Annotated in this window: 25 protein-coding genes and 1 tRNA gene; 15 read left to right on the forward strand and 11 right to left on the reverse strand. The window is 68.2% G+C overall.

The genetic code is table 11. The features are described 5' to 3' along the window. Positions 1–241 precede the first annotated feature (241 nt). Positions 242–862 (reverse strand): single-stranded DNA-binding protein, encoded by a 621-nt coding sequence (locus tag JOE68_RS09405; RefSeq protein WP_204841936.1) that lies wholly within the window; start codon positions 860–862, stop codon positions 242–244. A 165-nt stretch (positions 863–1,027) separates the two neighbouring features. Between JOE68_RS09405 and JOE68_RS09410 the strand changes: the two genes are divergently transcribed. Genes JOE68_RS09410 through JOE68_RS09420 form a run of 3 tightly spaced genes read left to right on the forward strand, consistent with a single transcriptional unit; the run spans position 1,028 to position 3,396 of the window. After that, a complete protein-coding gene (locus tag JOE68_RS09410; protein WP_204841937.1) occupies positions 1,028–1,642 on the forward strand; it encodes a TetR/AcrR family transcriptional regulator in 615 nt (204 codons plus the stop codon). After that, positions 1,639–2,568: an ATP-binding cassette domain-containing protein gene (locus JOE68_RS09415; protein WP_307819597.1), complete on the forward strand. Its 930-nt coding sequence runs from the start codon at positions 1,639–1,641 to the stop codon at positions 2,566–2,568. Before JOE68_RS09410 ends, JOE68_RS09415 begins: the two co-directional genes overlap by 4 nt. A gap of 15 nt (positions 2,569–2,583) precedes the next feature. Next, positions 2,584–3,396 carry an ABC transporter permease gene (locus JOE68_RS09420; RefSeq protein ID WP_204841938.1) on the forward strand — a complete coding sequence of 271 codons (813 nt, stop codon included), beginning with the start codon at positions 2,584–2,586 and terminating at the stop codon, positions 3,394–3,396. A gap of 37 nt (positions 3,397–3,433) precedes the next feature. Here JOE68_RS09420 and JOE68_RS09425 read toward each other — a convergent pair whose 3' ends face one another. Then, on the reverse strand, positions 3,434–5,386 hold the full coding sequence (locus JOE68_RS09425) for a bifunctional copper resistance protein CopD/cytochrome c oxidase assembly protein (protein ID WP_204841939.1): 1,953 nt from the start codon (positions 5,384–5,386) through the stop codon (positions 3,434–3,436). A 79-nt stretch (positions 5,387–5,465) separates the two neighbouring features. Between JOE68_RS09425 and JOE68_RS09430 the strand changes: the two genes are divergently transcribed. Beyond that, positions 5,466–6,044, forward strand: a complete 579-nt coding sequence (locus tag JOE68_RS09430) for a DUF3558 family protein (protein ID WP_204841940.1) — start codon at positions 5,466–5,468, stop codon at positions 6,042–6,044. Here the strand turns inward: JOE68_RS09430 and JOE68_RS09435 are convergent. Next, on the reverse strand, positions 6,010–7,182 hold the full coding sequence (locus JOE68_RS09435; protein WP_204841941.1) for an MFS transporter: 1,173 nt from the start codon (positions 7,180–7,182) through the stop codon (positions 6,010–6,012). The genes JOE68_RS09430 and JOE68_RS09435 overlap by 35 nt on opposite strands. A gap of 63 nt (positions 7,183–7,245) precedes the next feature. Here JOE68_RS09435 and JOE68_RS09440 point away from each other — a divergent pair, with 63 nt between their 5' ends. The 3 genes from JOE68_RS09440 (at position 7,246) to JOE68_RS09450 (ending at position 10,199) form a co-directional block, all read left to right on the forward strand. Then, entirely contained in the window at positions 7,246–8,301 is a 1,056-nt protein-coding gene (locus JOE68_RS09440; protein WP_204841942.1) for a LacI family DNA-binding transcriptional regulator, read from the forward strand. 126 nt (positions 8,302–8,427) lie between these two features. Next, positions 8,428–8,500: transfer RNA gene (locus tag JOE68_RS09445), tRNA-Arg, on the forward strand. A gap of 112 nt (positions 8,501–8,612) precedes the next feature. Then, positions 8,613–10,199, forward strand: a complete 1,587-nt coding sequence (locus JOE68_RS09450) for a tyrosine-type recombinase/integrase (protein ID WP_204841943.1) — start codon at positions 8,613–8,615, stop codon at positions 10,197–10,199. 4 nt (positions 10,200–10,203) lie between these two features. Here the strand turns inward: JOE68_RS09450 and JOE68_RS09455 are convergent, their stop codons facing one another. After that, positions 10,204–11,364, reverse strand: coding sequence for an NsdA family TPR-like regulatory protein (locus JOE68_RS09455; RefSeq protein WP_204841944.1), 1,161 nt, complete (start codon positions 11,362–11,364; stop codon positions 10,204–10,206). Positions 11,365–11,500: 136 nt separating this feature from the next. Between JOE68_RS09455 and JOE68_RS09460 the strand changes: the two genes are divergently transcribed. From JOE68_RS09460 to JOE68_RS09470, 3 genes are read left to right on the forward strand one after another with little or no spacing between them, the layout of a single operon-like run. Then, positions 11,501–11,773 carry a hypothetical protein gene (locus tag JOE68_RS09460; RefSeq protein WP_204841945.1) on the forward strand — a complete coding sequence of 91 codons (273 nt, stop codon included), beginning with the start codon at positions 11,501–11,503 and terminating at the stop codon, positions 11,771–11,773. Then, positions 11,770–12,327 carry a bifunctional DNA primase/polymerase gene (locus JOE68_RS09465; protein ID WP_204841946.1) on the forward strand — a complete coding sequence of 186 codons (558 nt, stop codon included), beginning with the start codon at positions 11,770–11,772 and terminating at the stop codon, positions 12,325–12,327. The genes JOE68_RS09460 and JOE68_RS09465 overlap by 4 nt, the downstream gene beginning before the upstream one ends. A gap of 28 nt (positions 12,328–12,355) precedes the next feature. Beyond that, positions 12,356–12,586 carry a transcriptional regulator gene (locus tag JOE68_RS09470; RefSeq protein ID WP_204841947.1) on the forward strand — a complete coding sequence of 77 codons (231 nt, stop codon included), beginning with the start codon at positions 12,356–12,358 and terminating at the stop codon, positions 12,584–12,586. A gap of 184 nt (positions 12,587–12,770) precedes the next feature. Here the strand turns inward: JOE68_RS09470 and JOE68_RS09475 are convergent, their stop codons facing one another. The 5 genes from JOE68_RS09475 to JOE68_RS09495 form a co-directional block, all read right to left on the reverse strand. Next, positions 12,771–14,855 carry a hypothetical protein gene (locus JOE68_RS09475; RefSeq protein ID WP_346038640.1) on the reverse strand — a complete coding sequence of 695 codons (2,085 nt, stop codon included), beginning with the start codon at positions 14,853–14,855 and terminating at the stop codon, positions 12,771–12,773. Between the two features lie 65 nt (positions 14,856–14,920). Beyond that, on the reverse strand, positions 14,921–15,727 hold the full coding sequence (locus JOE68_RS09480) for a hypothetical protein (protein WP_204846009.1): 807 nt from the start codon (positions 15,725–15,727) through the stop codon (positions 14,921–14,923). A 14-nt stretch (positions 15,728–15,741) separates the two neighbouring features. Next, positions 15,742–16,071 carry a hypothetical protein gene (locus JOE68_RS09485; protein WP_204846010.1) on the reverse strand — a complete coding sequence of 110 codons (330 nt, stop codon included), beginning with the start codon at positions 16,069–16,071 and terminating at the stop codon, positions 15,742–15,744. Next, on the reverse strand, positions 16,071–16,403 hold the full coding sequence (locus JOE68_RS09490; RefSeq protein WP_204841949.1) for a WhiB family transcriptional regulator: 333 nt from the start codon (positions 16,401–16,403) through the stop codon (positions 16,071–16,073). The genes JOE68_RS09485 and JOE68_RS09490 overlap by 1 nt, the downstream gene beginning before the upstream one ends. Continuing rightward, positions 16,400–16,636, reverse strand: a complete 237-nt coding sequence (locus JOE68_RS09495; RefSeq protein ID WP_307819598.1) for a helix-turn-helix domain-containing protein — start codon at positions 16,634–16,636, stop codon at positions 16,400–16,402. The genes JOE68_RS09490 and JOE68_RS09495 overlap by 4 nt, the downstream gene beginning before the upstream one ends. Before the next feature lie 198 nt (positions 16,637–16,834). On the opposite strand from JOE68_RS09495, the gene JOE68_RS09500 reads away from it, so the two are divergent. After that, positions 16,835–17,209 carry a helix-turn-helix domain-containing protein gene (locus JOE68_RS09500; RefSeq protein WP_204841951.1) on the forward strand — a complete coding sequence of 125 codons (375 nt, stop codon included), beginning with the start codon at positions 16,835–16,837 and terminating at the stop codon, positions 17,207–17,209. Between the two features lie 303 nt (positions 17,210–17,512). Further along, entirely contained in the window at positions 17,513–18,532 is a 1,020-nt protein-coding gene (locus tag JOE68_RS09505) for an NsdA family TPR-like regulatory protein (RefSeq protein WP_239562186.1), read from the forward strand. On the opposite strand, the gene JOE68_RS09510 is transcribed toward JOE68_RS09505, so the two are convergent. Next, on the reverse strand, positions 18,500–19,072 hold the full coding sequence (locus tag JOE68_RS09510) for an NUDIX hydrolase (protein ID WP_204841953.1): 573 nt from the start codon (positions 19,070–19,072) through the stop codon (positions 18,500–18,502). The genes JOE68_RS09505 and JOE68_RS09510 overlap by 33 nt on opposite strands. 315 nt (positions 19,073–19,387) lie before the next feature. Between JOE68_RS09510 and JOE68_RS09515 the strand changes: the two genes are divergently transcribed. From JOE68_RS09515 to JOE68_RS09525, 3 genes are all read left to right on the forward strand, one after another. Beyond that, a complete protein-coding gene (locus JOE68_RS09515) occupies positions 19,388–20,254 on the forward strand; it encodes a DUF6602 domain-containing protein (RefSeq protein WP_204841954.1) in 867 nt (288 codons plus the stop codon). A gap of 138 nt (positions 20,255–20,392) precedes the next feature. Next, the gene (locus JOE68_RS09520) at positions 20,393–21,007 is read left to right on the forward strand and encodes a hypothetical protein (RefSeq protein WP_204841955.1); all 615 of its coding nucleotides are present in this window, start codon (positions 20,393–20,395) and stop codon (positions 21,005–21,007) included. 1,394 nt (positions 21,008–22,401) lie between these two features. Then, positions 22,402–23,163, forward strand: a complete 762-nt coding sequence (locus JOE68_RS09525; protein ID WP_239562187.1) for an LmbU family transcriptional regulator — start codon at positions 22,402–22,404, stop codon at positions 23,161–23,163. A gap of 102 nt (positions 23,164–23,265) precedes the next feature. Here the strand turns inward: JOE68_RS09525 and JOE68_RS09530 are convergent, their stop codons facing one another. Continuing rightward, positions 23,266–24,060 carry a type 1 glutamine amidotransferase gene (locus JOE68_RS09530; RefSeq protein ID WP_204841956.1) on the reverse strand — a complete coding sequence of 265 codons (795 nt, stop codon included), beginning with the start codon at positions 24,058–24,060 and terminating at the stop codon, positions 23,266–23,268. Between the last annotated feature and the right edge of the window lie 143 nt (positions 24,061–24,203).

The following is a 24,203-nucleotide window of genomic DNA, read 5'->3' on the forward strand; positions in this document are numbered from 1 at the left end:
TCCGAACCGGGCGGGAACCGGACCCGGGCAGGCTCCGGACCCAGGGGGAACTGAACCGGGCGGGGACCAGTCCGGGGTCGATCCGATCCGGGTCGGACCAAGCCGGGCAGGTCGGGCCGGTCAGGCCGGGCCGGGTCAGGCCGGGCCGGGTCAGGCCGGGCCGGGTCAGGCCGGGCCGGGTCAGGCCGGGCCGGGTCAGGTCCGGCCGGGTCAGGCCGGGCCGGGAACCACCGGGCGCGGGTCAGAACGGGATCTTGGCGACCTCCTCCCCCGGCTCGTCGGCGGACTGCTCGCCCGAGCCGCCGAAGAGCGTGGCCACCTCGCCCTCCCGGCGCGGCACGACGACTTCCGGCAGGCCGCCGCCCTCCCCCGGCCCCCTGACCGGACCGCCCTCCACCGGACCGCCCTCGACCGGAGCATCCGCGACCGGACCGCTCCCGGGCGCCCCCGCGACCCCCGGTGCGGCGCGCGGCGGAGCGGTGAAGGCGTCGCCGTCCTTGCGGACGCGGGTGACGACGGCCGTGCACTGCGCCAGGTTCGGCCCCACCACCTGGGCGTCGATGTCCACGAACTGGCGCACGCCCGGCCCGTCGGGCAACTCCTTGATCGTCATCCTGCCGTGGACCACGACCGGGTCGTTCTTGCCCAACGACCCGTAGACGTTGTCCGCCAGCGAGCGCCAGCACGTGACCGACAGGAACATGTGCGCGCCGTTCACCCACGTCTGCCGCTCCGGGTCGAACCGGCGCTCGGTGGTGAGCAGGCGGAACTTCGCCCGGCTGTCGCCCGTGCCGGTCGTCGTGCGGGTCACCTGGCTGGCCACGACGCCCGACAGCGTCACCCGCGTTTCGTTGTAAGCCATGTCGCCCTCCTCCGGGGTGGTCTTCCGACAGGTCCAGGTTGCCGGGGGACGGGGCGGCGGTGAACCGGTGATCCGCGATCTGTGGACAACTCCGGGGCTGTGGACAACTCATGAGTGAGCACTCACTCGTTGACATGAGTGAGGACTCACTCATACGCTTGCCCCATGCCCGAGGAGACCACCCCACGGCGGAAGCGCGCACCCGCGATGAGCCCGGACGACCGCCGGGAGGCGATCGTCGCGGCCACCGTCCCGCTGCTGTTCGAGCACGGCGCCAACGTCACGACCAGCCAGATCGCCAAGGCCGCCGGCATCGCGGAGGGGACCGTCTTCCGGGCGTTCAAGGACAAGCAGGAGCTGATCGCCACGTGCGTCCGCTCCGTGCTCGACGTCGACGCGGAACTGGAGCTGATCAAGGCCGCCGAGCAGGCGGACGCGCTCGCCGACCGCCTGTCGTGGGCGATCAGCGCCGTCTCCGGCTACCTGGACCGGACGTGGAAGCTCATCGGCGTCCTGCGCGACTCCGGCTACCACCCGCACCACGGGTCCGGCGAGCGCAAGGGGCCGCCCGTCGAGATGCAGCGCCTGTCCGAGCGCATCGCGGGCCTGTTCGAACCCGACGCGCACCGGATGCGCGTCGACCCGCAACTGGCCGCGCGACTGCTGCTCGGGCTCGTGTTCACCAACCGGATGCAGGGCGACGGCTTCGGCGACTCCACCGCCGGGACCGACCTGCTCGTCCAGCTCTACCTGCACGGGGTGCTGAGGGGAGACCAGTGAACGACCTGATGATCGAGGCGTGCGACGTCGGCAAGGCGTTCGGCGCGCAGAAGGCGCTGGACGGGGTGGGCATCGCCGTGCCGAAGGGCACCGTGCTCGGCCTGCTCGGCCACAACGGCGCGGGCAAGACGACGTTGGTCAACGTCCTCACCACCATGCTGCCGCCGGACTCGGGCACCGCCCGGGTCGCGGGCTTCGACGTCGTGCGGCAGGCGCACGAGGTGCGCGGCAGGATCGGCCTGACCGGGCAGTTCGCCGCCGTGGACGAGGGGCTGTCGGGCCTGGACAACCTGGTCCTCATCGCCCGGCTGCTGGGCGCGAGCGCCCGCGAGGCGCGGGCGCGGGGCGGCGAGCTGCTGGAGCTGTTCGGCCTCGCCGACGCCGCGAAGCGGCCCTCGCGCACCTACTCGGGCGGGATGCGCCGCCGGCTGGACCTGGCCGCGAGCCTGGTCGGCCACCCCGAGGTGATCTTCCTCGACGAGCCGACCACGGGCCTGGACCCGGCCAGTCGCCTCGGCCTCTGGGAGATCGTGGAGGGCCTGGTCACCGACGGCGCCACGGTGCTGCTCACCACGCAGTACCTGGACGAGGCGGACCGGCTGGCCGACTCGATCACCGTGCTGGCCCGCGGCGCGGTGGTGGCCGCCGGCACCAGCGCCGAGCTGAAGGCCCAGGTGGGCCGCCGCTCGGTGACGGTGACCCTCGCCGACACCTCCGACGTGCCCAAGGCGCAGGAAGCCCTGGAACGCGCCGGGATGCAGCCGGTGGCGGCGGCGAACGCGCTGACCGCGCCCGTGTCGTCGTCGCGCGAGCTGGCCGTCGTGGTCCGCGCCCTGGACGAGGTCGGCCTGGAGGCCACCGAGCTGGCGCTGGGCGAACCGACCCTCGACGACGTCTACCTGTCCCTCGCGGCCCACGCGGCCTGAAAGGAGCCCACGGAGATGACCACCGCCCTCGCCGCCGCGCCGGGGACCCTCCGGCGCGGCGCGGGCTTCGCCACGCAGGTGCTGGTGCTGACCCAGCGGTCGCTGCGCACGCTGGTCGGCGACCCCCGGATGATCGTGTTCAGCGTCCTCCAGCCGCTGGTCATGCTCACCCTGTTCAGCCAGATCTTCGCCGGCATCGCCCACACCCCCGGCTTCCCGCAGGGTGTCGCGTACATCGACTACCTGATGCCCGCGATCCTGGTGAACACCGCCATGCAGTCCGCCCTCCAAGCGGGCGTCGGCCTGATCACGGACATGAAGAACGGCGTCCTGGCCCGGTTCCGCTCGCTGCCCATCCGACTGGGTTCGGTGCTGGTCGCGCGCAGCCTGTCCGACCTGGTCCGCACCACCGCGCAACTGGTGCTGATGCTGGTGTTCGCACTGGCGATCTTCGGCTTCGCGCCGGCGGGCGGCCTCGGCGGGACCGCCGCCGCGCTGGCCCTGTCGCTGGCCGTCGGCTGGGGCCTGGGCTGGGTCTTCCTGGCCATCGCCACCTGGCTGCGCAACGCCGAGCTGATGCAGACGGTGGGCTTCCTGGCGATGTTCCCGCTCATGTTCGCCTCCAGCGCGTACGTGCCGGTGTCGGGGCTGCCCGGCTGGCTGCAGGCGGTCGCGAACGTCAACCCGCTGACCTACGCCGTGGACGCCGCCCGCGCGCTGGCGCTGGCCCACCCGGTGACCGGTGTGGTGGGCGCGCTGGTGACGAGCGCGGCGCTCGCGACCGTCGGCTGGGCGTTCGCGGTCCGCGGCTTCCGTCGCCCGCTGTAGGGGAAGCAGGCGCCGGCCCGCCGCCGCGGGCCGGCGCCTACTCCCGGTCGGACAGCTTGCGCAGCATCGCGTTGTAGGCGGCCAGGTCCGCCTCGCCGTCGGCGTCTGCCTTGCGGTCGGTCCGGCGCGCGTCGCGGTCGTCGGACCGGGCCCACTGCACGAGCAGCGCCACCATCACGACGACGAGCGGCACCTCGCCCGCCGCCCACGCGATGCCGCCGCCCAGCCGCTGGTCCTCCAGCCGCGACGAGACCCACGGCAGCGCCAGCGCCCGGTAGAAGTTGTCCCCGATCACGGTCTGCGAGCTCATCAGCACGATGCCGAAGAACGCGTGGAACGGCATGGAGGCGAACAGCAGCCCCAGCCGCCCCAGCGGCGGCAGCCGGTTCGGAGCGGGGTCGATGCCGATCACCGGCCAGTAGAACACGTACCCGACCAGGATGAAGTGCGCGTTCATCGCCAGGTGCGCCCAGTGGTAGTCCAGCGCCGAGTCGAACAGACCGGAGAAGTACAGCCCGTAGAACGACCCCACGAACAGCGCCAGCGCCACGAGCGGGTTGGTCAGGACCTTGGCCACCGGCGAGTGCACGAACGCGAGGATCCACTCGCGCGCGCCCGGCGGCCTGCCCTTGCCCGCCACCGGCAGCGCCCGCAGCGCCAGCGTCACCGGACCACCCAGCACCAGCAGGATCGGCGCCAGCATCGAGAGCAGCATGTGGCTCTCCATGTGGATGCTGAACATCGCCGGCGCGTACCGCCCGACCCCCGACGACGTGGCGAACAGCACGGTCAGGCAGCCGGCCACCCACGCGATCGTGCGGCCGACGGGCCACGCGTCGCCGCGGCGCTTCAGCCGCCGCACGCCCAGCAGGTAGACCGCGGCCAGCGCGATCGCGGCCGTGCCGAAGACCAGGTCGAACCGCCAGTCGAACAGCAGCCTGGCGAGCGTGGGCGCGCCGGCCAGGTCGTAGCCGATGCGCAGCTCCACCGTGCTGGGGAACGCCCGCCCCTCGGGCGGCGGTGGCGTGCGGCTCAGCGCGGCGGCCAGGCCGATGGTGAGGAACATCAGCAGCACCTCGACGCCCGCGAGCTTCATCAGCGAGCGGCCCGACCCGGTCGCCACGACCTGTCGGACGCCCTTCTGCCGCTGGAAGTAGCCGAACACGCCGAGCGCCACCAGCGCGAGCGTCTTGGCCAGCACCAGCAGCCCGTAGTCGCTGGTGAGCAGTTGGCCGACCGGCAGGCGCACCCAGGCGTTGACCACGCCCGAGACCGCCATCACGACCCAGCACACCAGCGCGAGCCGGGAGAACCGCGTGGTCGCCAGCCCCAGGTGGTCGCCGCCGCGGCGGCCGTGCGCGAGCAGCGCGATCAGGCCGCCGACCCACAGCGCCGCCGCGATCAGGTGGTACAGCAGGCTGTTGGTGGCCACGTCGTGCGAGCCGCCGCCGGACGAGTGCCCCGTCACGGCCACCGGCACCAGCGCGAACACCGACAGGAAGAACAGCACCGTCGTCCAGCCCCACGACAGCACCAGCCGGCAGCCCAGCGCCAGCAGCGCCACGACCACCGCCGTGACCATCCACGCCTTGGCCTGCTCCAGGAACCCGACCAGGGTGAACAGCACCGACGGGTCCAGCAGCGCGGTGACCGGCTGCCCGAGCGCGTCGGCCGCGGTGAACGGCACGGAGGCCACCGCGCCCAGCACCCACGCCAGCGCACCCCACCCCGCCGTGCGCAGCGCCGCGTAGCCGTCGGCGGCCAGTCTCCCGTTCTCCTGCGGCGGCACCAGGAACGCGGCCAGCAGCAGCGAGCCGATCGTCACCACGGCGGCCGACTCGGTCAGCACCCGCACGACGATCAGGCCCGACTTCTCGCCACCGGTCGCACTGGCCAGCCCGGCCGCGAGCAGCGCGGCTATGGCCGTGCCGACGGCCAGCAAAGGGACTAGACCAGTGCGCTGGGTTCGGGTGGGGGCGTCGATGGGCACGGGACGAGCGTAAGCGGCCTTGCAACGCCACCACCAACCGCCGGACGTGCGTCGATCGCACCGACTACCGTTGCTCGCCGTGACCAGCACTCGCAGGTGGCTCCTGGGGGCCGTGACCGTGCTCACCCTCACCGGGTGCAGCTACACCATCAACGGCGACGCGTTGCCCGAGTCCGGCTTCACCCCGGCGACCACCGCGGCACCGGCGACCGCCACGACCACCCCTGCGGGCGACGGCGCGCCGAAGATCGCCAAACAGCGCTCAGTGGCGGGCGTGGACCCGTGCAAGCTGCTCACCGCCGACGACCTGAAGCCGGTCGGCGCGCTCACCCGCGAACCGGCCCGCAAGGACGACGTCATCCAGGAGTCCTGCCAGTACGTGTTCGACGGCGCGAGCGTCGTGACGGCGCTCTACCAGAAGTACGAGCACGTGAGGCAGCGCCAGCCCAAGGGCAGGGAAGCGGTCGTGGAGGGCCACTCGTCGTGGGTGTCGTGCGACCTGGACGGCAACGCGATGGTGTGCACCACCACCACGGCGGTGAACCCGAACCGCAGCATCCTGGTCGCGATGACGTTGAACGGCGGCAAGGCCGAGCAGATGTTCGCGACCCTGCAACCGCTGATCAAGGCTTCCCTGAACCGGCTCCCACAAGGGTGAGCTCGCGGGCGCGGGCGTTGCGCGCCAGCCACGCCGTCGGCACGATCAGGGCGATCACGAACGCCACCACCCCCAGCGCCACGGTCAGCGAGCTGGCGTGCGCGAGGCCGCCGACCATGGGCGGGCCGACCAGGAAGCCCGTGTAGGCCAGCGTCGTCACCAGGCCGATCTCCCGCTCGCCGCCGCTGCCGTCGGCCCGCCGCCCGGCCGCGCCCGCCAGGTCCATGACCACCGGGAAGCAGAACGCCAGGCCCACTCCGGCGAGCGCGAACCCCGTGAAGCCGGCGACCGCCGCGTCCACCAGCACGGCGAGCCCGAGCCCGGCCGCGGCGACCACCGCGCCCGCCGCGAGCAGCCGGTACGGGCCCAGCTTCCGCTGCACCGGCTCGCCGACCAGGCGGGCGATGGCCATCGCGATGGAGAAGCCCGCGTACGGCATCGCGGCGACGGCCTCGGTCAGGTGGCGTTCCCGGACGAAGAACAGCGCCGACCAGTCGGCCGTCGCGCCCTCGGCGATCGCCGCGCACACCGTGATGCCCGCCAGCAGCCACAGCAGCGGGCGGCGCACCACCGACGGGCCGCGCTCCGCTACGGGTTCGCCGGTCGCGCCGGGCACCGAGCGGACCACGGCCGCCATCGTGACCGCGCCGACCGCGGCAGCCGTGACCAGGTGCGTGCGCAGGTCCCAGCCGGCCGCCGCCGCACCGGCGGCGCCCAGGGAGCCGAAGAGGCCGCCGATGCTGTACCCGGCGTGGAACTGCGGCATGAGCGGCCGGTCCAGCGCGCGGGTGACGGCGACGGCGGCGACGTTCATGCCGACGTCCAGCGCCGCGCCGCACCCGCCGAGGACGAACAGGTTGAGGCCGAGGTGCAGCGGCGAGCCGGCGAAGCTCAGGGCCGGCACCGCGAGCACCGTGACCGCCGCGCCGACGACGACGAGCCTGCGCGCGCCGACCGTCGCGCACAGCCGGGCCGCGATCGGCGCGGTGATCGCCAGGCCGATGCTCGCGCCGAGCAGGGCGAGGCCGAGGGTGGCCTCGGACGCGCCCACCTGTGCGGCCAGCGTCGGCATCCGTGCCGCCCAGGACAAGATCAGGGCCCCGTTGAAGAGGAACACTGCGAAGACGGCGTGGCGCATGGGGTCGAGTGTGACTGAAGCGCTTCAGAACGACCACCCCCGCCTCCTCGTTAACCTCGTCACGTGGACCGACCGCGCAAGCCCACCCTCGACACCGTCGCCGGAGCGGTGGGGGTGTCGCGCGCCACGGTCTCCAACGCCTACAACCGGCCCGACCAGCTGTCGGCGGCCCTGCGCGAGCGCATCCTGGAGGCGGCGGCGACCATCGGCTACCCGGGCCCGGACCCGGTCGCCCGCAGCCTCGCGACCCGGCACAGCGCGGCCGTCGGGTTCATGCTCGGCCAGGGCCTGTCGGCGGCCTTCTCCGACCCGGCGGTGTCGATCGTGCTCGACGGCCTGGCGACCACCGTCGACGGCCACGACCACTGCCTCGTGCTGATGCCCGGAGGCCCCGGCGGCGGTCCGCGCCCGGCGACCGTGGCGCGGGCCGCGGCGGACGTCGTGGTGGCGTACTCGCTGCCCGACGGGGCGCCCGCGCTGGACGCGGTCCGGGCCCGCGGGCTGCCGCTGGTGGTGGTCGACCAGCCGGCGCTGCCCGGCACGGCGCGGGTCGAGGTGGACGACGTCGGCGGGGCGCGGCTGGCGGCGCGGCACCTGCGGGCGCTGGGGCACGCGCGGTTCGGCGTGCTGGCGTTCGGCGTCGCCCCGGACGGCCGGACGGGCCTCGCGACCGCCGCGCGCCGGTCGGCCGGGACGTTCCGCGTCACCCGCGACCGCCTGGCCGGGTACCTGGAGGTCGTCGGGGCCGACGTGCCGGTCTGGGAGTGCGCCGGCAGCAGCCGCGAACTCGGCCGCGAGGGCGCCAGGGCGCTGCTGTCCCGCGACCCGCGGCCGACGGGGCTGCTGTGCGCGTCGGACGAGTTGGCGTTCGGCGCGCTGCAGGCGGCGCGCGACCTGGGCCTGCGGGTGCCCGCCGACGTGTCGGTGGTCGGGTTCGACGACGTGCCGGCGGCCGGGCACGCGGAGCCCCCGCTGACCACGGTGCGTCAACCCCTGGCCGAGAAGGGCCGCAGAGCCGGCGAGCTGGCGCTCCGGGTGCTCGACGGGGGCAGACCGGAAGAGCCGACCAGACTGGCCGTTTCCCTCGTCGAGCGGGGCTCGACAGCCCCTCCAGGGTGATCCACATCACTTTTCAGGCATCTTGATCCCTCTTCCGGTGCCCGAACGGAAACGCGCCACGTCTTCCGGACGATGTGTCCGGTGGGGCGGCTACGCTGCTACGGCGCGTGGTCGACAGCCCCTCCAGCCTCCGTAGCTCAGTGGAGAGAGCGAGGGACTTCTAATCCCGAGGTCGCAGGTTCGAATCCTGCCGGGGGCACTGGATGGCAAGGCCCCTGACCTGCAAGGACAGGTCAGGGGCGACAGCAGGGTCGGTCACTGGCCGCTCACGTGGAGCCACATGTGGAGCCAATCGGACCTAGACTGGCTCCATGGGCACCGCCAAGGCTCGCAAGACGACCAGGCAGCGGGGCGAGATCCTGCCCCTCCCGAGCGGCTCGCTAAAGGTGCGCGTGTACGCGGGTATCGACCCGCTGACCGGCAAGAGGAACTACCTGACGCACACCGTGCCGCACACCGCACCGAACCCCGAGCGCGAAGCCGAGAGGGTCCGGACCAGACTGCTCAACCAGGTGGACGAGCGCCGCGCGCCGCGCACGAAGGCCACCGTGAACATGCTCTTCGACAAGTACGAGGAGACCCTTGATCAGGCGGTCGAGCGCACGACCGCGATCGGGTACCGGCGCAACATCCGCCTGCACATCCGCCCGCTGCTGGGTCACTTGCAGATCGGCAAGGCCCTCAACGGCGAGACCTTCGACTCCTTCGACGCGATCCTCAAGCAGTGCTCGCTGCACTGCGGCGGCAGGGGTGACTTCATCGAGCACCGCAAGTCCGGCGAGCACAAGTGCACCGACAAGTGCCGGCGGCACAAGTGCAGGGGGCTCTCGAACTCCACGATCCTCAAGATCCACTCTTGTCTGAACAGCGCGTTGGAAATGGCGCTTCGCTGGGACTGGATATCGGTCAACCCGATGACCAAGGCCAAGCAGCCAGCTGCGCCGAAGCCGAAGCCGAACCCACCGACGCCCGAGGAAGCCGCAGCCATCGTCAACGACGCGTTCCGCGACATCTCGTGGGGCGTGTTCCTCTGGTTGGCCATGACCACGGGCGCCCGACGCGGTGAGCTGTGCGCCGCTTCTCTGGACAACCTCGATCTCGTCCGAAAGACCTTGTTCCTCAAGTCCGCCATCGCCCAGGAAGGCGGTGACACGTGGGAGAAGGATCTGAAGGACCACCAGCAACGCAGGATCGCCCTTGACGACGTCACGGTCCAACTCCTCAAGGCGTACCTGAAGTACCGCGAAGACCTTGCGGCCGAGATGGACGTGAAGTTGAAGAAGAAGGGCCGGATCTTCTCGAACTCGTTCGACCACAGCACGTACGTCAAGCCGAATTCCATGACTCAGCGCTATACGCGCACGTGCCAACGTCTCGGCATCGGGTCGAAACTGCACGCTCTACGGCACTACAGCGTCACCGAATTGATCGTCGCCGGTGTGGACGTGCGCACGATCGCGGGTCGCGTCGGCCACAGCGGAGGAGGAACCACGACGCTCCGCGTCTACGCCGCTTGGAGTTCGGAGGCAGATCAGCAGGCCGCACAGACGCTGACCGGCAGGATGCCCGCTGCACCTCTTGCCCTGGACTCCACCGGCACCCCAGTGGCAGCCCTGGAACCGGAGGTCACCGGCCCGTATCGACAGATCGCCCTGGACTTCCGAGGGGCGATCGCGTGCGGGATGCTCCGCCCCGGAGACACGCTGCCGACCGTTGTGGAGATCCGCAGCCGCTACGGCGTTTCCGCTGGTACGGCGAACCGTGCTGTAGCCGAACTGAAGGCTTGGGGCCTGGTGACCGCGAGTCGCGGCAAGCGCGCGGTCGTTGTCGGCCCCGCGTCCACCTTCCCGCAGAACGCCGAGGTCGTTGAAATGAAGAAACCACCCGCAGCACGGTAGGAATTCAGTCGGCCAGCGCTTTGAGCCGTCGTTGTTGTCGCGTCGACCCGACTTGTGCCGCAAGAAGTTTCGCGCGTTCTGCGTGCAGCGAAGCCGCATCATGCTCACCCTTGGATTTGAGCACCTGCACGAGATCCACTCGCAGTGCGGTTTCCGCGCGCGTGAACGTCGGGTCAAGTCGACTGAGCACGCCGGAAAGCACGTCGACTGCTTCAATTTCCCCGAGACGCGCCAGCGCACTCCCCCGCCACCGCGTCAAGTGGTTCTGATCGAAGACCAGATACGGAACATCCTCACCCGCGGGACACTTCGCCATCAAGCCCAACGCACGATCAAAGGCTTGAGCGCTGGCATCACGGTCACCATTGGCCGCGAGCGCTTCGCCGTGCCCGGCCAGTAGCCACGCCATGAGGAGGGCAGGCGACTCTTTGCCGGCACTCCCGCAGGCGTAACCGGTCAACTCGACGGCCGATGCGGTATCACCGATATCAAGCAACACAACCGCTTGCCCGGCACACGCATACGCTTCAAGGGCACGGGACTCAGCCACGCGAGCCGCGCTCCGCGCCTGGTCGTAGTGCTCCCATGACTCGCGAACAAACCCCTGATCCAGCGATTGCCACCCTGCGAGGGTCGACGCATCCGCCAATACTCGCGCCAAACTGACCCGCGTCCTGTGGTCGAGGACGTCGCTCAGAAGTCGCCACATCCGGCTGATCTGGGCACGCAGTTCATCAAGCAGCGTCACAGCACCCAAGCGGCGATCTATCACTCGGGTCAAGTCCAACTTCTGCTGAAGCAGCGACACGGTCTGCTGATCCACCGCGCGCCCGGACGCGATTCGCGCTCGCAGCTCCGACGCTTCGCCCGACCACTCGCGCTGCTCGGGAACCCCGGCGTTGACCGGCATCAGCAGTTGGTCGATCGGAACGCCCAGCATGTCTTCCAGAAGCCTCTGGGTGCCCGGTCGAACCGGCCCCAGGGGGCGACCGTCGGCACGACGACCGGTGGTGAGCCGGCGGACGTGTCGCGGGCTGAGGGTGGCATCGATGCCTCGTTCCCACGCCAACCGCGTGGCCTCTTCGCTGAACCGCTCTGCGGTCTTGCCCTGCTGCCTCAGCAGCTCCCCGAACAGCGTCCGACCGTGTTCGCGTTCCGGCTTCATCGGCCGTCCTCCGATTCTCCGATGTCAGCGCTGATCAGTCTAGGTCCATGCAGGTCCAGAGAGGTCAATACCCAGGTCATTTGCTCAATGCCGATCAAGAGAGAAGCTGATGTCGGCGCAACGTGGTCAACCGGAGGTGATCGTCGTGATCGAGAGGGCGGCAGGTGTCGACTGGGGAGGAATAGCGATCTTCCTCGTGTGGCTGGCCCTACCTCCGCTGTACACCTTGGTCATCGGCCGGCACTACACCCGGAAATGCCGGGAGCGCACAGAAGAGGCCATGCGGGTCCGCGATGAACTGCGCGCGATGCAGGAGCACCTCGGCGAGTTCGAAGAGGTGCTGGTGGCGCACCTCCACAAGTTGAACGCGCACGGGTCCGGACCGGACAACGGAGGAAGGAAGAGATGATCAAGACAGCGCTACCGGTAGTCAGTGCAGTGAGCAGCGGTGTGCAGTGCGCGTTGGCCTGCGTTGAGCGGGGGTGGCCGGTGATCCCGGGCGCGTCGTGGCTCGACAACGCGTACGTGGACCCGGTGTTGGGTCACGAACGCGATGCGCTGGCCCTGTGCCCGCCCGACATGGCGACGATGGACGAGGACTTGGTTCGGCGGTGGTGGCCGGTGCTACCGAGTCGGTTGCAGCGCTCGGTGTTGGTGGTGACGCAGCCGAACCTCGTGGCGGTGGTGGTCGAGTCCGAACGCGCCAAGCGGGTGGTCGAGCTTGAGTCGTTCCGCGAGAACCCGACACCGGCTGTCCTGGTCTCGACCTGGGACCAGAAGGAAGAGGCCATGTTCCTGCTGTCCTCTTCGCGTGGGTTGACGGGAGAGAACCTCGCTCCGGTAAGCGCCACGATCCCGATGCCGCCTGCGATGGTGGAGGGTCGGGAGGTCCGGTGGCTGTCCCCGATGACCGAGTGCGAGTCGCTGATGGCCGGGGAGGAGCTGGCCTTACTCCTGCGGTAGGTCGGCTGTCCGACGTGAGGAGGTAGCGATGACCTGGACCGTCAAAGTGCGCGTCGAAGCCTTCCGCCAAGCGGCCCACCGCGCGGAGTTCACGTCTGCCTACGCGTTGGGGAACGCCATGGAGGTCGAGCGTTCGACGGTGATCCGGGTGTTGAACGGAGAGATGCGTCCGGGGCCGGCGTTCATCGGAGGTGCGCTGCGGGCGTTGAAGCCGATGGCCTTCGAACACCTCTTCGAGGTAGTTCGCAAGACGCTGTGACGGCATCGGCTGTGGGCGCGTCCCTGTCCGGGGGCGCGCCCACAGCCGTTGCGGTGTGGTTGGGACGGGTTGCCCGTCACCCGTCCCAACCGGCTTGATGGCGCATTTATGCTGGTAGAAGCCTTTTCAGGGTGTCACGGCAGGTGGGACGGGTTGAAGCTGCCGGGACGGGTGCGGTGACGGGTCAGTGATCGTTCTCGACTACCTCTGCGTCCACGGTGGAGCGTTCGCGGTGTCGGGTGATCGCCTCGCGGATGTCAGTGATGAGGTAGCCGCGAACCTGGCGCACACCATCGGCGGTGGTGATGCGGTCACGCTTGGGCTTGCATCCGAGTTCGCCCATCTGCAAGCCGAACGCTGTGGGCTCGACGTCCAGTGCGGCAACGAGTTCAGCGGTGGGCACGAAGTCCCGTTCTCCTGAGTGGAGATCGTCTCCCAAGTAGTCCACAACCGACGTCAACGGTTCCGGCAGCTCCGTCCTGTCGGTGCGTTCGGCCACGGTGCCGATGACGCGTGCGACCGCTGCGTGGTCGAGTTCCGGTCTAGTGTCGTGGCCGGCCGCGTGCCCGCTCAGGGTGCCTTCCGCTTCGCGCAGCGCGCGGCCTTGCCGGCAGATGATCCGCCAGTCCTCGTTGGGCATGTAGTAGGTGCGCACGGTGGTGGCGAGCACGTCAGCGCCCGCTGTCTCTCCGTCCGGTCGGAGGATGCCCACGCCCTTGTGCGAGGCGAGCAGGCGGCTGCTGTCGTAGCCGCGCGTGTTCATCTGCTCGCCCAGGACGATGTTGCTGTCTCGCCAGTCCATGACCCGCAGGGCGAAGCGGGAGCCCATGACAGCCCGCAGGTTGCTGGGGATGGTCTTGCTGTCCGGCCGTTGGGTGGCCAGCACGAGCACGATGCCGGCCGCCGGTCCCTTCCGCGCTAGCCAGGTCAGCAGCTCGCCCACGTACTCGCCTGCGGTGAGCTTCTTGTCCTGCACCTCCAGCGGTGTCCGGTCCTCCAGGGGCACCTGCACCTCATCGAGGAACATCGCGGTGATCGGCATGTCCAGACGGGGATCACGGGACATGCCCGGGGTGATCTTGGACTCGGGGCAGACTTCGTCGTCAAGGTCCTGCATCCTGCGGTAGCGGCCCTGAACCTCGGCGACCAGCTCAACCAGCCACTCCACCAGCGTGAGCACGTGCTCGGGTTCGTCGCCGGACAGGAACCGGTGGGCGACCTGCGCGGCGGCGTACCAGTCCTTGCCAGCCTTGAAGTCGGCCACGTAGAGCCGGGTGTGCGGGTCGAGGATGAGCCCCGCGGCTGCCAGTCGTGCCGCGAAGGTCTTGCCCTGCCTGGGAATCGCGCCCACGAGCAACGACGTCCACACCATCGGCAGATCCACCCGCCGCTGTCGTGCGTCCCGGCCGAACGGCACCGGCCGCCACGCGTCCCACCGCTGCACACCCAGTAACGGCGTGCGCTGCGGAGCCGTTCCGTAGGGGTCCTCGTCGGCCACCCACAGGGCGACGCGTCCGGCGTGGCCGCCGTTGCCGCGTACTCGTTCCACGATGAGCTGCACCTCATCAACGGCGAGCGCGGACGCCAACGCCTCCCGGTTCTTCACGACATCGGCGGCCTTGCGGGTGGCCGGCAGGTCGACCGTCACCGCCCACCCGTCACCCTGCCTGGTGGCACGCTCGACCAGCCGCAGCGCTTCGTCCTTGCCGATCAGCTTCGCGTCACGGAAGGCGTCCACGAGTACCTGCGGGTCCATCGTCCACGTCAACGTGCGCGGCCCGGCCAACACGGCCTTGCGGCCCGGTGAGCCGTCCTTGCGGCGACCGAGGACGGCCAGCCCGACCGCCAGGACGCCACCGCCGATCCACAGCACCCGATGCCCGTACAGCAGGTCGAGCACAGCGACCACCACGGCGACCGACACTGCGATGGCGCCGGTGACCTTCCACCGGAACAGCGTCAGCGTGCGGATGCCGTCGAACTTGTCCGCCAGCTTGTCCGCCGCCTCGGCAGCCTGCCGGTAGTCCGCCACCCGCACCCACGACCGCCACCACCGGGCAGCGACCACCAGCCCGCGCACCACCGCCCCGAAGAACCGGACCGGCGACCGCAGCACAGCCACCAAGAGATCCTTGACCGCCTGCACCGCGAGCCGCCGCGACTTCAAGGCGGCCGGCACCCGCGACGAGCGCGACCACCAAGCCGCTACCCGCTGCCACCGGCTCGTCCGCCGATCGTTCACGAACCCGCCTTCGAGAACCGCGCTCACCAGTTCACCGGATGGCACGGATGCGGGGACGCTGTGGGCCTCGCTGCCGTGAACCCCCGGCCCGTTCATGACTCGCCTCCACCCGACGCTGTTTCGCGCGCGAGCGTGGCCGCCAGGCGTGACGAGAGCCCTCTAGAGCACCCTGTGACTTCTCGGACCCACTTCGGTGACACCACGGTCCCCGGTGTCCATGCCCGGTGTGCCGCTGTCAGGTACTCGGCGAACGACGTCCGAGCACCCGCTGACGTCGGCTTGGCGGTCGGTGCCGGTACAGGTTCACGCGCCGGCCGGTCCATGGCCGCAGGCTCCGGTGGAGCAGCTTCCGCGAACGCCGCCGATACAGCCTCGGTCAACTTGTCCCGCAGGTCCGTGACCGCTTCAGCAGCGACGAACACGACCAGCGGCGGCACCGAGTGCAGCACGACCCCGGACAACGACCCGGCCGTGTACGACGCCCAGGTGTTCATCACGTACGTGGCCGCCAACGTCAACCACTTCGCCCGACGCACCCACGGCCCCGTGCGCACCCGGTACCGCGCGGTCACCTGCTCCGCCCGCAGGATGGCCAGCAACACCAGCGACACCGTCGGGTCGAGCAGCCACGCCGCCAACCACGGCAGCGACCAGGCCGCCGCCGTGCCGGCCGCGAAGTGCTGCACGTTGGTCATCGTGAACCCGAGACCGAGCACGATCCCGGCCCAGCACAACCGGTCCACCTGTGCCCGCACGCGCTCCACCCGCAACGCCACCACATCCGGCCGTGCCCGATGCGCTCGCAGCAGGGCAGCCTCCGCAGCCTCCCGCGCAAGCCGGTCCGCACTCGTTTCCGCGGGGACGGCGGGTGGCCGCCCGAAGGCGACCACCCTTCCCACACCCTTCAGGGTGTTCACCGTCGCTCACCCCTGCGACGCGGACCCTCCACCCCGGTCACCGTGAGCGCCTTGGTCAGGGTGTACGCGGCGAACAACGCCGGCAGCCCCAGCACCACCCACAGCAACGACGAGTCCCGACCGTAGGCGACCACCAACCACTGAACACCCACGATCACACCGGCCGTCACCAGCACGCGCCCCGTCAACGACAGCAGACGGGCACCCGTGCGCGCCGTGTCGGCAGCGGCTCTGGCCCGACGCGAGCCGGCCCGCCACGCCCATACCAACACCACCAACGCACCCATTCCGGCCAACACCTGGGTGACCGTGAGATCCACCGTCATCACAGCGGCCCCCTCTCCCCACCCATGCGCACACGCCGGGCCAACCACACCCCGTGCAGCGCGGAGAACTCCTCGTCCGACAGACCGCTGCACACACCACCGCTGTACGGACCGGGCGTGCGCAACTCCAACTCCAAGCACGCCCGCCACACCGGGCACCCGACCGCCGAAGGGACTGAAGCCCCCTCCCACTGCACCGGCTCGAACTCCGGGCCGTACAGCCACACGCACTCCGCACGCCGGATCACGATCTCCAACAGCACGTCATCCGGAACCTTCGCCAACCGGTCCAGGTCGGTGGCGATCACCTCGAACCGGTCACCCGGGTTCACCACGAAGCACCCCCGGTCGCCCGCGCGATCTCCCGCGCCGTGCGCCGCTCGGCAGCCAGGCCGGCCACGTCGACCACACCGCCGGAGTCCACCGCCCGCCTGACCATCTCCTCGACGGCCTGCGCGGGGACGACGTACCGAGTCCGGACGCAGACGGCCGGGAAAGCGTCTTCCCGGATCGCCCGGTACAGCGTCGACGGCGCGATGCGCATGAGACGTGCAGCCTCACGCACCGTGTAGAAGGTGGGCGAACCAGCGCCCACGCCAGTTGTCGTACTCATCGCCATGCCTCCGAAAGACTGATTTCACCGCTCGGAGCGCTGACATAAGCGTTGATTATTGTTGAAGAGCCGCTGATGTCAGTGATAGCTCCGGATTCGACCTGAACCCCGCGCTAACGTCGGCGCTGAGGGCGGAGCACGGAGGCGTACATGAAAGAGGATTGGTCGGCAGTCGCGGAGGCGGTCAACGCCCGCGCGGCCGAGCTGGCGCTGAAGCAGCGGGAGCTTGCCGAGAAGTCGGGCGTCTCGCTGGCGATCGTGCGCGAAATCCAGCAAGGCCGAATCCAACGCCGACGTAACCCGCGAACCCTGGAAGCGCTGTCGATCGCGCTCGACTGGCACCCGCAGCACCTGACTGCGGTCCTCAACGGCCAGAACCCACCGGAAGCAGACGCGACCGCAGCACCGGTCGACAACCCGGTGATCCCGTTGTTGAACACCATCATCCGCGAGATCCGCGGTCTTCGTGCCCAGCTCGGGACGCTGGCCAACCGACTTGACGACGAAGCACGAAGAAAGGACTGAGTCGCGGTAGTCGTTCGGTGGTCTCTGCGTCGCTGCCATGGCAACAGCAGACCGCCGGACAGGGGGTGGAAATAACTGTCAGTGGCTAACACGTCACCTGTTAGGTGGTGTTAAGTCCGCAGGTCACGACCTCAGGGGACGGGGGAGAACGTGGCAGGACGAGGACGAGGCAACTCGCCGCTCACGCGGCTACAGGCCATCCGCAGGGAGTCCGGACGCACCCAAGCACAGGTCGTACGCTACTTCCTTGCCAGAGGACAGGCACTAGGCATACCCGTAGCCAGCGAGTCGGCTTTATCCGTCATGCTGTCCCGCTGGGAGAACGGGCGGGTAGAAGTAACCGATCCAGGGTATCAACGACTCTTCCGCGAGTTCTACGGCCGGACCAATGAAGAGTTGGGTTTCCCGTCTGAGCACCTCAACGAATCGGCCGAAGAACTCCGCAGTCGTCTGGTCGTCGCACGCAATATCGACCGCGAGACACTCGACCTCTTCCAACGTCAGGTCAACGACCTGCGCAACTCGGACGCACGATTCGGCGCCGTCGTCGTTCTCGACCAGTTGAACAACCTCGTCCGTCAGATGGAAAGCGTCAAGACGTTCAGCGTAAGCACCCAACTCCGTGAACGCCTGGCAGCCATCCTCACCGACGCACGCACCCTCGCCGGCTGGACGGCACTCGACCGAGGTTCCCAACTACAGGCTTGGCAGTACCACGAGGATGCCAAGGTATCCGCTCGTGAAGCCGACTCGCCGCACCTCCTGGCGCACGCCACAGCACAGCAAGCCGTGATCCTCTTGGACATCGGCGAACCGGCCGCAGCCGTCGAGCTGCTGGAGTACGCGCGCAACGTAGCCGAGAACCATGCCCCGTCCCTCCTGCGAAGCTGGCTCGCCGCAGCACACGGAGAAGGACTCGCAGCGGCCGGACGCCACGACGAGTCACTACGCGCGTTCGATGCGGCACAAGCACTTCTGCCCACGAACCCGATTGATCCCGAGCTACCACACCTAATGCTCAATGACGGACACCTAGCCCGATGGCGCGGCAGCGCACTCGTGCGCCTCGCCGACCACAACGCCGTCACCAACCTGGAAGCGGCAGTGCGGGAACTGGAGACGTCCCCACACTCCGCCGTCCGCGCCCAACTTCACATGTACGCCGACCTAGCCTTCGCCTACGCCACCGCGGGCGACAGCAAGGGAGCGCTGAGCTATGCGGCCAGGGCCCGCCAACTAGCCTCCCGTATCGGCTCCGACCGCCAACGTCAACGCCTAGCCAAGCTGCAACTACCCGAGGTCGGCGGACCCGGCGTTGCGTGAGGCGAGGTAGAACAACAGCGGCACAATCGCCCCCGACCCAAGCACCTCACCACGCTTGATCAGCTCCAACATCCGACCAATGGGAATCCACTCAATCCGCGCGGCTTCCTCGGCATCGATCGGCTCTGCGACTTTCTCTGCATTCCGCCAGATGTAGGCATTTACCGGGGCATCGACCATGCCGGGCAATGGCTGAAATGTAGCAATGTGCTCGGGGGCACCGATCGGCCGCCAACCGGTCTCTTCCAAGGCTTCCCTCGCAGCCGTAGCAGCTGGATCTTCGCCTTCCTCGACCAATCCACCAATGAGTTCATAGCCCCACTGGTCAACAGCGAACCGGTACCGCCACAGCGTCAACACCTCCTCACGCTCATTCAAAAGCAGCGCAACGGCCACGTGGTGCAACTTAACCACGTGATGCTCAAATCGATTACCATCCGGTGGTTCGACATCAACAAGCCGCAGCTTTACCCATTCATTGTCGTACACATTCCGACTTCCGTACACTTTCCACTTCAACTCCGCAGGCGGCTCAGTCATGCCCTTATCATAGGGTACATACATCACATTGAATAGCCGTACACCTCACCGAAGTTGCCGCACAAGCATCCAGCACCCTCGTTTATCCATCGAAACGACACCCCCGCAGGATTCCACAGGCGACAGAACTACAGTCATATCGCATACTCAAGCAGCCCCTAACATCCGCTCCCCCTCGCACTCGATTGCCAAGCCACAGCCTAACTACGCGTTTGACGCTACGGATCTGCACCAGTAAGGTTAGCCGATCACTACGCCAGTAATCGGTTTGCGGACTTGACTCCACGCACAAGATCAACGCCTAACGAGGAATCCATGCCCGACCTTGCAGACAGGTTTAAAGCGTACGAAGCACAGCTGAAAGCGTCGCTGCTGCACGCACGATCATCATTTCAACACGCGGGGATAAAAGGTGGCGAGATTGAATCCACTTTCAGGGCCTTTCTGTCACAACATTTGCCTCGACGGCTCACTGTAGGAACCGGCGAGATAATTGATCGCCAATCACGCAGGTCACCCCAGATAGATGTTGTTATATCAAACGAAGATCAGCCATTCCGCAGTGAACAGGACACTCCTGGCCTTATGATCATCGAGGGTGTAGCTGCTTCGTGCGAAGTGAAGACAACGCTCACTAAGGAAAATCTTCAAGACTGTATAGATAAAGGCTTCAAGCTAAAGGCGCTGCAAAATCAGCACCCTAATGGTGATGAAATACTCACTAATCCTGCAGATCGTGCACGATTCTACGATCGCCCTCCTTACTTCGCCATGTGCTTCGAGAATAAGATGGCCACCGATACGATAGGTGCACTACTTTCATCAACTCCACCGGTGGCCATCAATGACGGGGTAGCGATCCCTGTCATTGATGCGATTTTCATCCTAGGCCAAGGTTGTTGGATTAATTACGGAAACGGCGAGGGGGCACTTAAGATTATATGGGGAGAGGAGGGGAGAAAAGCTTTCGGCGCGGACTACGCAGAAGGTTGGGTCTGGGTACCATCCGACCACGTATTGGTTGATTTACTGCTATGGCTTCACGGTTGCATGCCATCTGTAATCCGTCGTCAATCGATTGCAGTCGGCTATTACGAAAAGATTGCATCAAACAGCAGCATGCAGCAGTACGGCTGGGTCGGAGTACAGTTGGAGCGACTGTCGCGAGGTAACAGCAAATAAGCGATCTCGTACATTCTCAACCGACCACACGGAAAGTTGCCGAGCCGTTCAAGCCGACACCCGCACTTCCGAAGATTATTAGCCGTCACGCTACCTCTGCAGCGCTATGGCCCGTGAGATTAGGACACGTTACACGACATGTCTAACCTGCAAGTGCCCATATGGATCGCGGTCGTTGTCCCGATTGGTGCTGCACTCATTGGAGCGGCGGGCCCGACTCTCGCTCAGCTTGTAAACGCCTGGAAAGAACGCACCCGTGAAGAGATTCGCTGGAGAAGAGAACAGCTAGCGGATTCCTTGAAAATTAACCACGAGCATGCTGCACAGTGGAGGCACGAGAAAGTTCAAATGTATGGCGGCTTCCTTAAAGGACTCCGCGATCTAGAGGATACACTGAAGCAGTTGCTCACCAATCAGGGACACCTATACGATATTTGCTACAGACGGTACTTGAACCAGTTTTCGGTACTCGCCGCTACAGTCTCAGAGATTCAGCTCATCGGTTCTGCAGAGATGCTCGACTTCATTGCAACTCGTGCACAACAAATTGATAGGATTCGACCAACCTTGCCGAACCTGGAGCAAGGCGGTGCAACACCAATGGGAGAACCCGAGAGGTCCAGGCCAATAAAGCTAAGACTCGACTTCATAAAGGAATACCGACAAGATTTTCTTTCTGTGGCACGAGAGGAGTTAGGTGTAAGAGCTCCTAGCTTCAACGATTTAGACAAGAAACCGGGAGAAGCGACGTGACCGATGCAGGGGTTCACAAGCGGAGCGAATCGCATTAATGCCTCGTCCGTCTCCATGACTTTGCTTCCTCGACGACCTACGACGTGTGATCATCTTGTCTAAGAACCATGGAGCCTCACATGGAGCCAACCAGGGGTCAACAGCGGCCCTGGAGCCACCAGAGAGACGTAGCTATGCACCAAAAGTGCAGGTAGAGACCCGAGAGAGCCATATCACAGGCACTTCTAATCCCGAGGTCGCAGGTTCGAATCCTGCCGGGGGCACTGGATTGGACACCCCTGGCCTGCGTGGACAGGTCAGGGGTGATCATCGGTCACGAGCGCCGGCACGGTCGTGGGGCCACTCGTGGGGAACAGGCGGCTCCGGGGCGGCCTTGTGGATCTTCGGGTGGCGGGCCGTCCACCTGTTCGGCGTCACCGGGCTCCCGCCGGTCGGGATCGGGCGCTTCCTCGCGGACGGGCGGGGGGGCGGCAGGAGCTGATCGGCCGGCAAGTCGGTCGAGCGGCGGCGCACGGGAGTGACCCGTGCCGCGGTCGGTGCAGCTGCGATCAACGGCGTGGAAACAGCGGATGTCCCGATCGCCACACGCCCGTCGCACCCCGCGGCCCGCTTCTCGCGACCGCCCGGCAGCCGCCCGCCGAGGGCGCGTCCGCGGGATCGCCGCGTTGATCGCGGAAACCGCCGGCACGTGCCCCGTGATCGGCGAAGTGTGCTGTGACAATGCGTGACGAAGCGGCCGAACAGAGCAGTGATCCCAATCACGTCGGCTGGTTCGGGGATTTCGCGGTCCGATCCCGGGTCGGATTGACCCGGGGGCCGTCCGGCCGCCTGCCGACGGGCGAGTGATTACGTCGAACGGCCGAGCTTATTCCATTCCTGCTGGAATCGGACACCGGACTGGCCCCGTTCGGCTTCCGTGCAGGTCAGAGCGTCGCCACGGAGCGGAACCCCGCTGTCACCTCGCGTGACTTCGCTGCTTGTGCGGCTTTCGTCCGGTCGGTACCGTGGCGAAGGGCGCATGACCGTTTCTGGTGACTGGGGTGGGTGCTGTGGCGGTTCCGCACGCTTCCGGCAATGCCGTTGGAGCTACTTCGGCGGTGCCTCCGCGGGGACCTTCCGAACAACCGCCGCGCATTGTCCCGAATAGCGCCGGCAATTGTTCTTGATGCGCTTCGACGCCACCCCGCCACACCCCGTCGCCGGTCTTCCGCCACCTGTTCGCGATCGCTCGCGCGCGTTTCCCGACCGGCCGGCGGACCACCTGCGGGAAGCGACCTCCGGAGGACGTCCGCCGGCGGCCCGGTCCGGCCCGGTGGCCCGGGCCACGCCCCGCCCACGGTCCCGAAGACCCCGGGGTGTGCCGGTGTCCGCACGCCCGACGACTTGGGGGACCGATGAACACAGGCAAGACTCCTGAAGAGGTGCGCACCTCCCCGGCGGACCAGGAGGCCACCGACGGACCCGGCCGGGAGCTGCGGGCGGCCTGGGAAGCCTCCGCGGAAGCCTGGCGCGCGTCGCTGCTGCCCGACCTGCACTTCGTCGACGGCGTGCGGGTGCGCTCCAACGGCCTGATGCTGCCCCGCGGCATGTCGTTCGACGCCTGGCAGCGCATCGGCCGGCACGTGCTCAACGCGGCCGAGTCGACCTCGTGGTGGATCGGCGACCTGCTGGTCTACGGCCAGCACGCCTACGGCGACCGCTACGAGCAGGCCATCGCGCGGACCTCGCTGGACTACCAGACGCTGCGCAACTACGCCTGGATAGCGAAGAAGTTCCCGCTGTCTCGCCGGCGAGACAAGCTGAGCTTCGGGCACCACACCGAGGTCGCCGCGCTGACCGACGAGGAGCAGGACACCTGGCTGCTGCGCGCCGAGCGGCTGGGCTGGTCGCGCAACGAGCTGCGGCGGCGGCTGCGGGCCGCCCGCATCGCCGGCTCCCGCGCCACCGCCGCGCCGCGGCCCGACCTCGTGCAGTCGGTCAAGCTCCAGGTCTCCGTCCAGCAGCACGACCGCTGGCGCGCCGCCGCCGAGATGACCAACCAGGCGATGGACGACTGGATCATCGAGACGCTGGACGAGGCGGCGGGCGGCGAGTTCCCCGTGCTGCACGGGCCCGGCGGCGAACCCGCCGGAGAGGACCAGCCCGAGCAGGGCTGACCGGGGCGCCGCGCGGCACGGCCCCCGCGCGACGCGAAGGGGCGTGGCGGGCCGCTGAGTCCTCCAGCCGCCGGCCACGCCCCTCGGGAGCGGTCGTGCGCGTCAGCCCTGCCGCGTCGTCTCGACCAGCCGCATCCACGAGCCGAACACCCGCCCGGCCAGGTCCTGCATCCGCTCGTCCTCCGTCGCCAGCTCGGCCGCCAGCTCGGCCGGCGCGTCGGCGCCGACCTCGTCCACCAGCTCGCGCGCGCACGAGTCGACGGCCAGCCACTCGGTGAGCAGGGCGGGCGAGACCTCGGCGTGGAACTGGAGGCCGTACGCCCTGCCGAACCGGAACGCCTGGTTGCGCACCGGGTCGCCCTCCACGAGCAGCTCCGCGCCGGCCGGCAGGTCGAACGTCTCGCCGTGCCACTGGAACACCCGCAGCGACTGCGGCAGGCCGCCGAACAGCGGGTCGTCCTGCGCCGCCGGGGCGGTGCGGACCTCGTGCACGCCGTACTCGCGCAGCGGGCCGGGGTAGACCTTCGCGCCGAGCGCCGCCGCCAGCAGCTGCGACCCCAGGCACACCCCGAAGAAGGGCTTGCCCGCGGCGGCGGCCTCGGCGATGAGCCGGCGCTCCGGGCCGAGCCACGGCAGCTCGTCGACGTCGTTGGCGCTCATCGGGCCGCCCATCGCGAGGATCCCGTCGAAGTCGTCCCAGGCCGGGAAGGCGTCGCCGAGGTAGGGGCGGCAGGTGGTCAGCCGCCAGCCCGCTTCGCGCAGCAGGTCGCCGTAGATCGCGGGCACCTCCCAGTGGGCGTGCTGCAGCAGCAGGACGTGCGGCGGGAGCTGCGTCGGACCCGCGGCGCGGTCGGGACTTCCGAGGCGGTCGGCGTGGGCCGGGTCGGGGGTTTCCATGGCCGGGAAGGTAGCAGTGCGCACTTCCGGGCGGAGCTTGATTGCTTCGGGAACGCACCTGCATGATGGGGCTGCCGACGGCCGGCGGTCGAATATCCCCTCCGACGAGCACACGATCGAATTCTCCGCGAAGCAGAACAATT

The sequence above is a fragment of the Saccharothrix algeriensis genome (assembly GCF_016907655.1).
In the GTDB taxonomy this organism is placed as follows: Bacteria; Actinomycetota; Actinomycetes; order Mycobacteriales; family Pseudonocardiaceae; genus Actinosynnema; species Actinosynnema algeriense.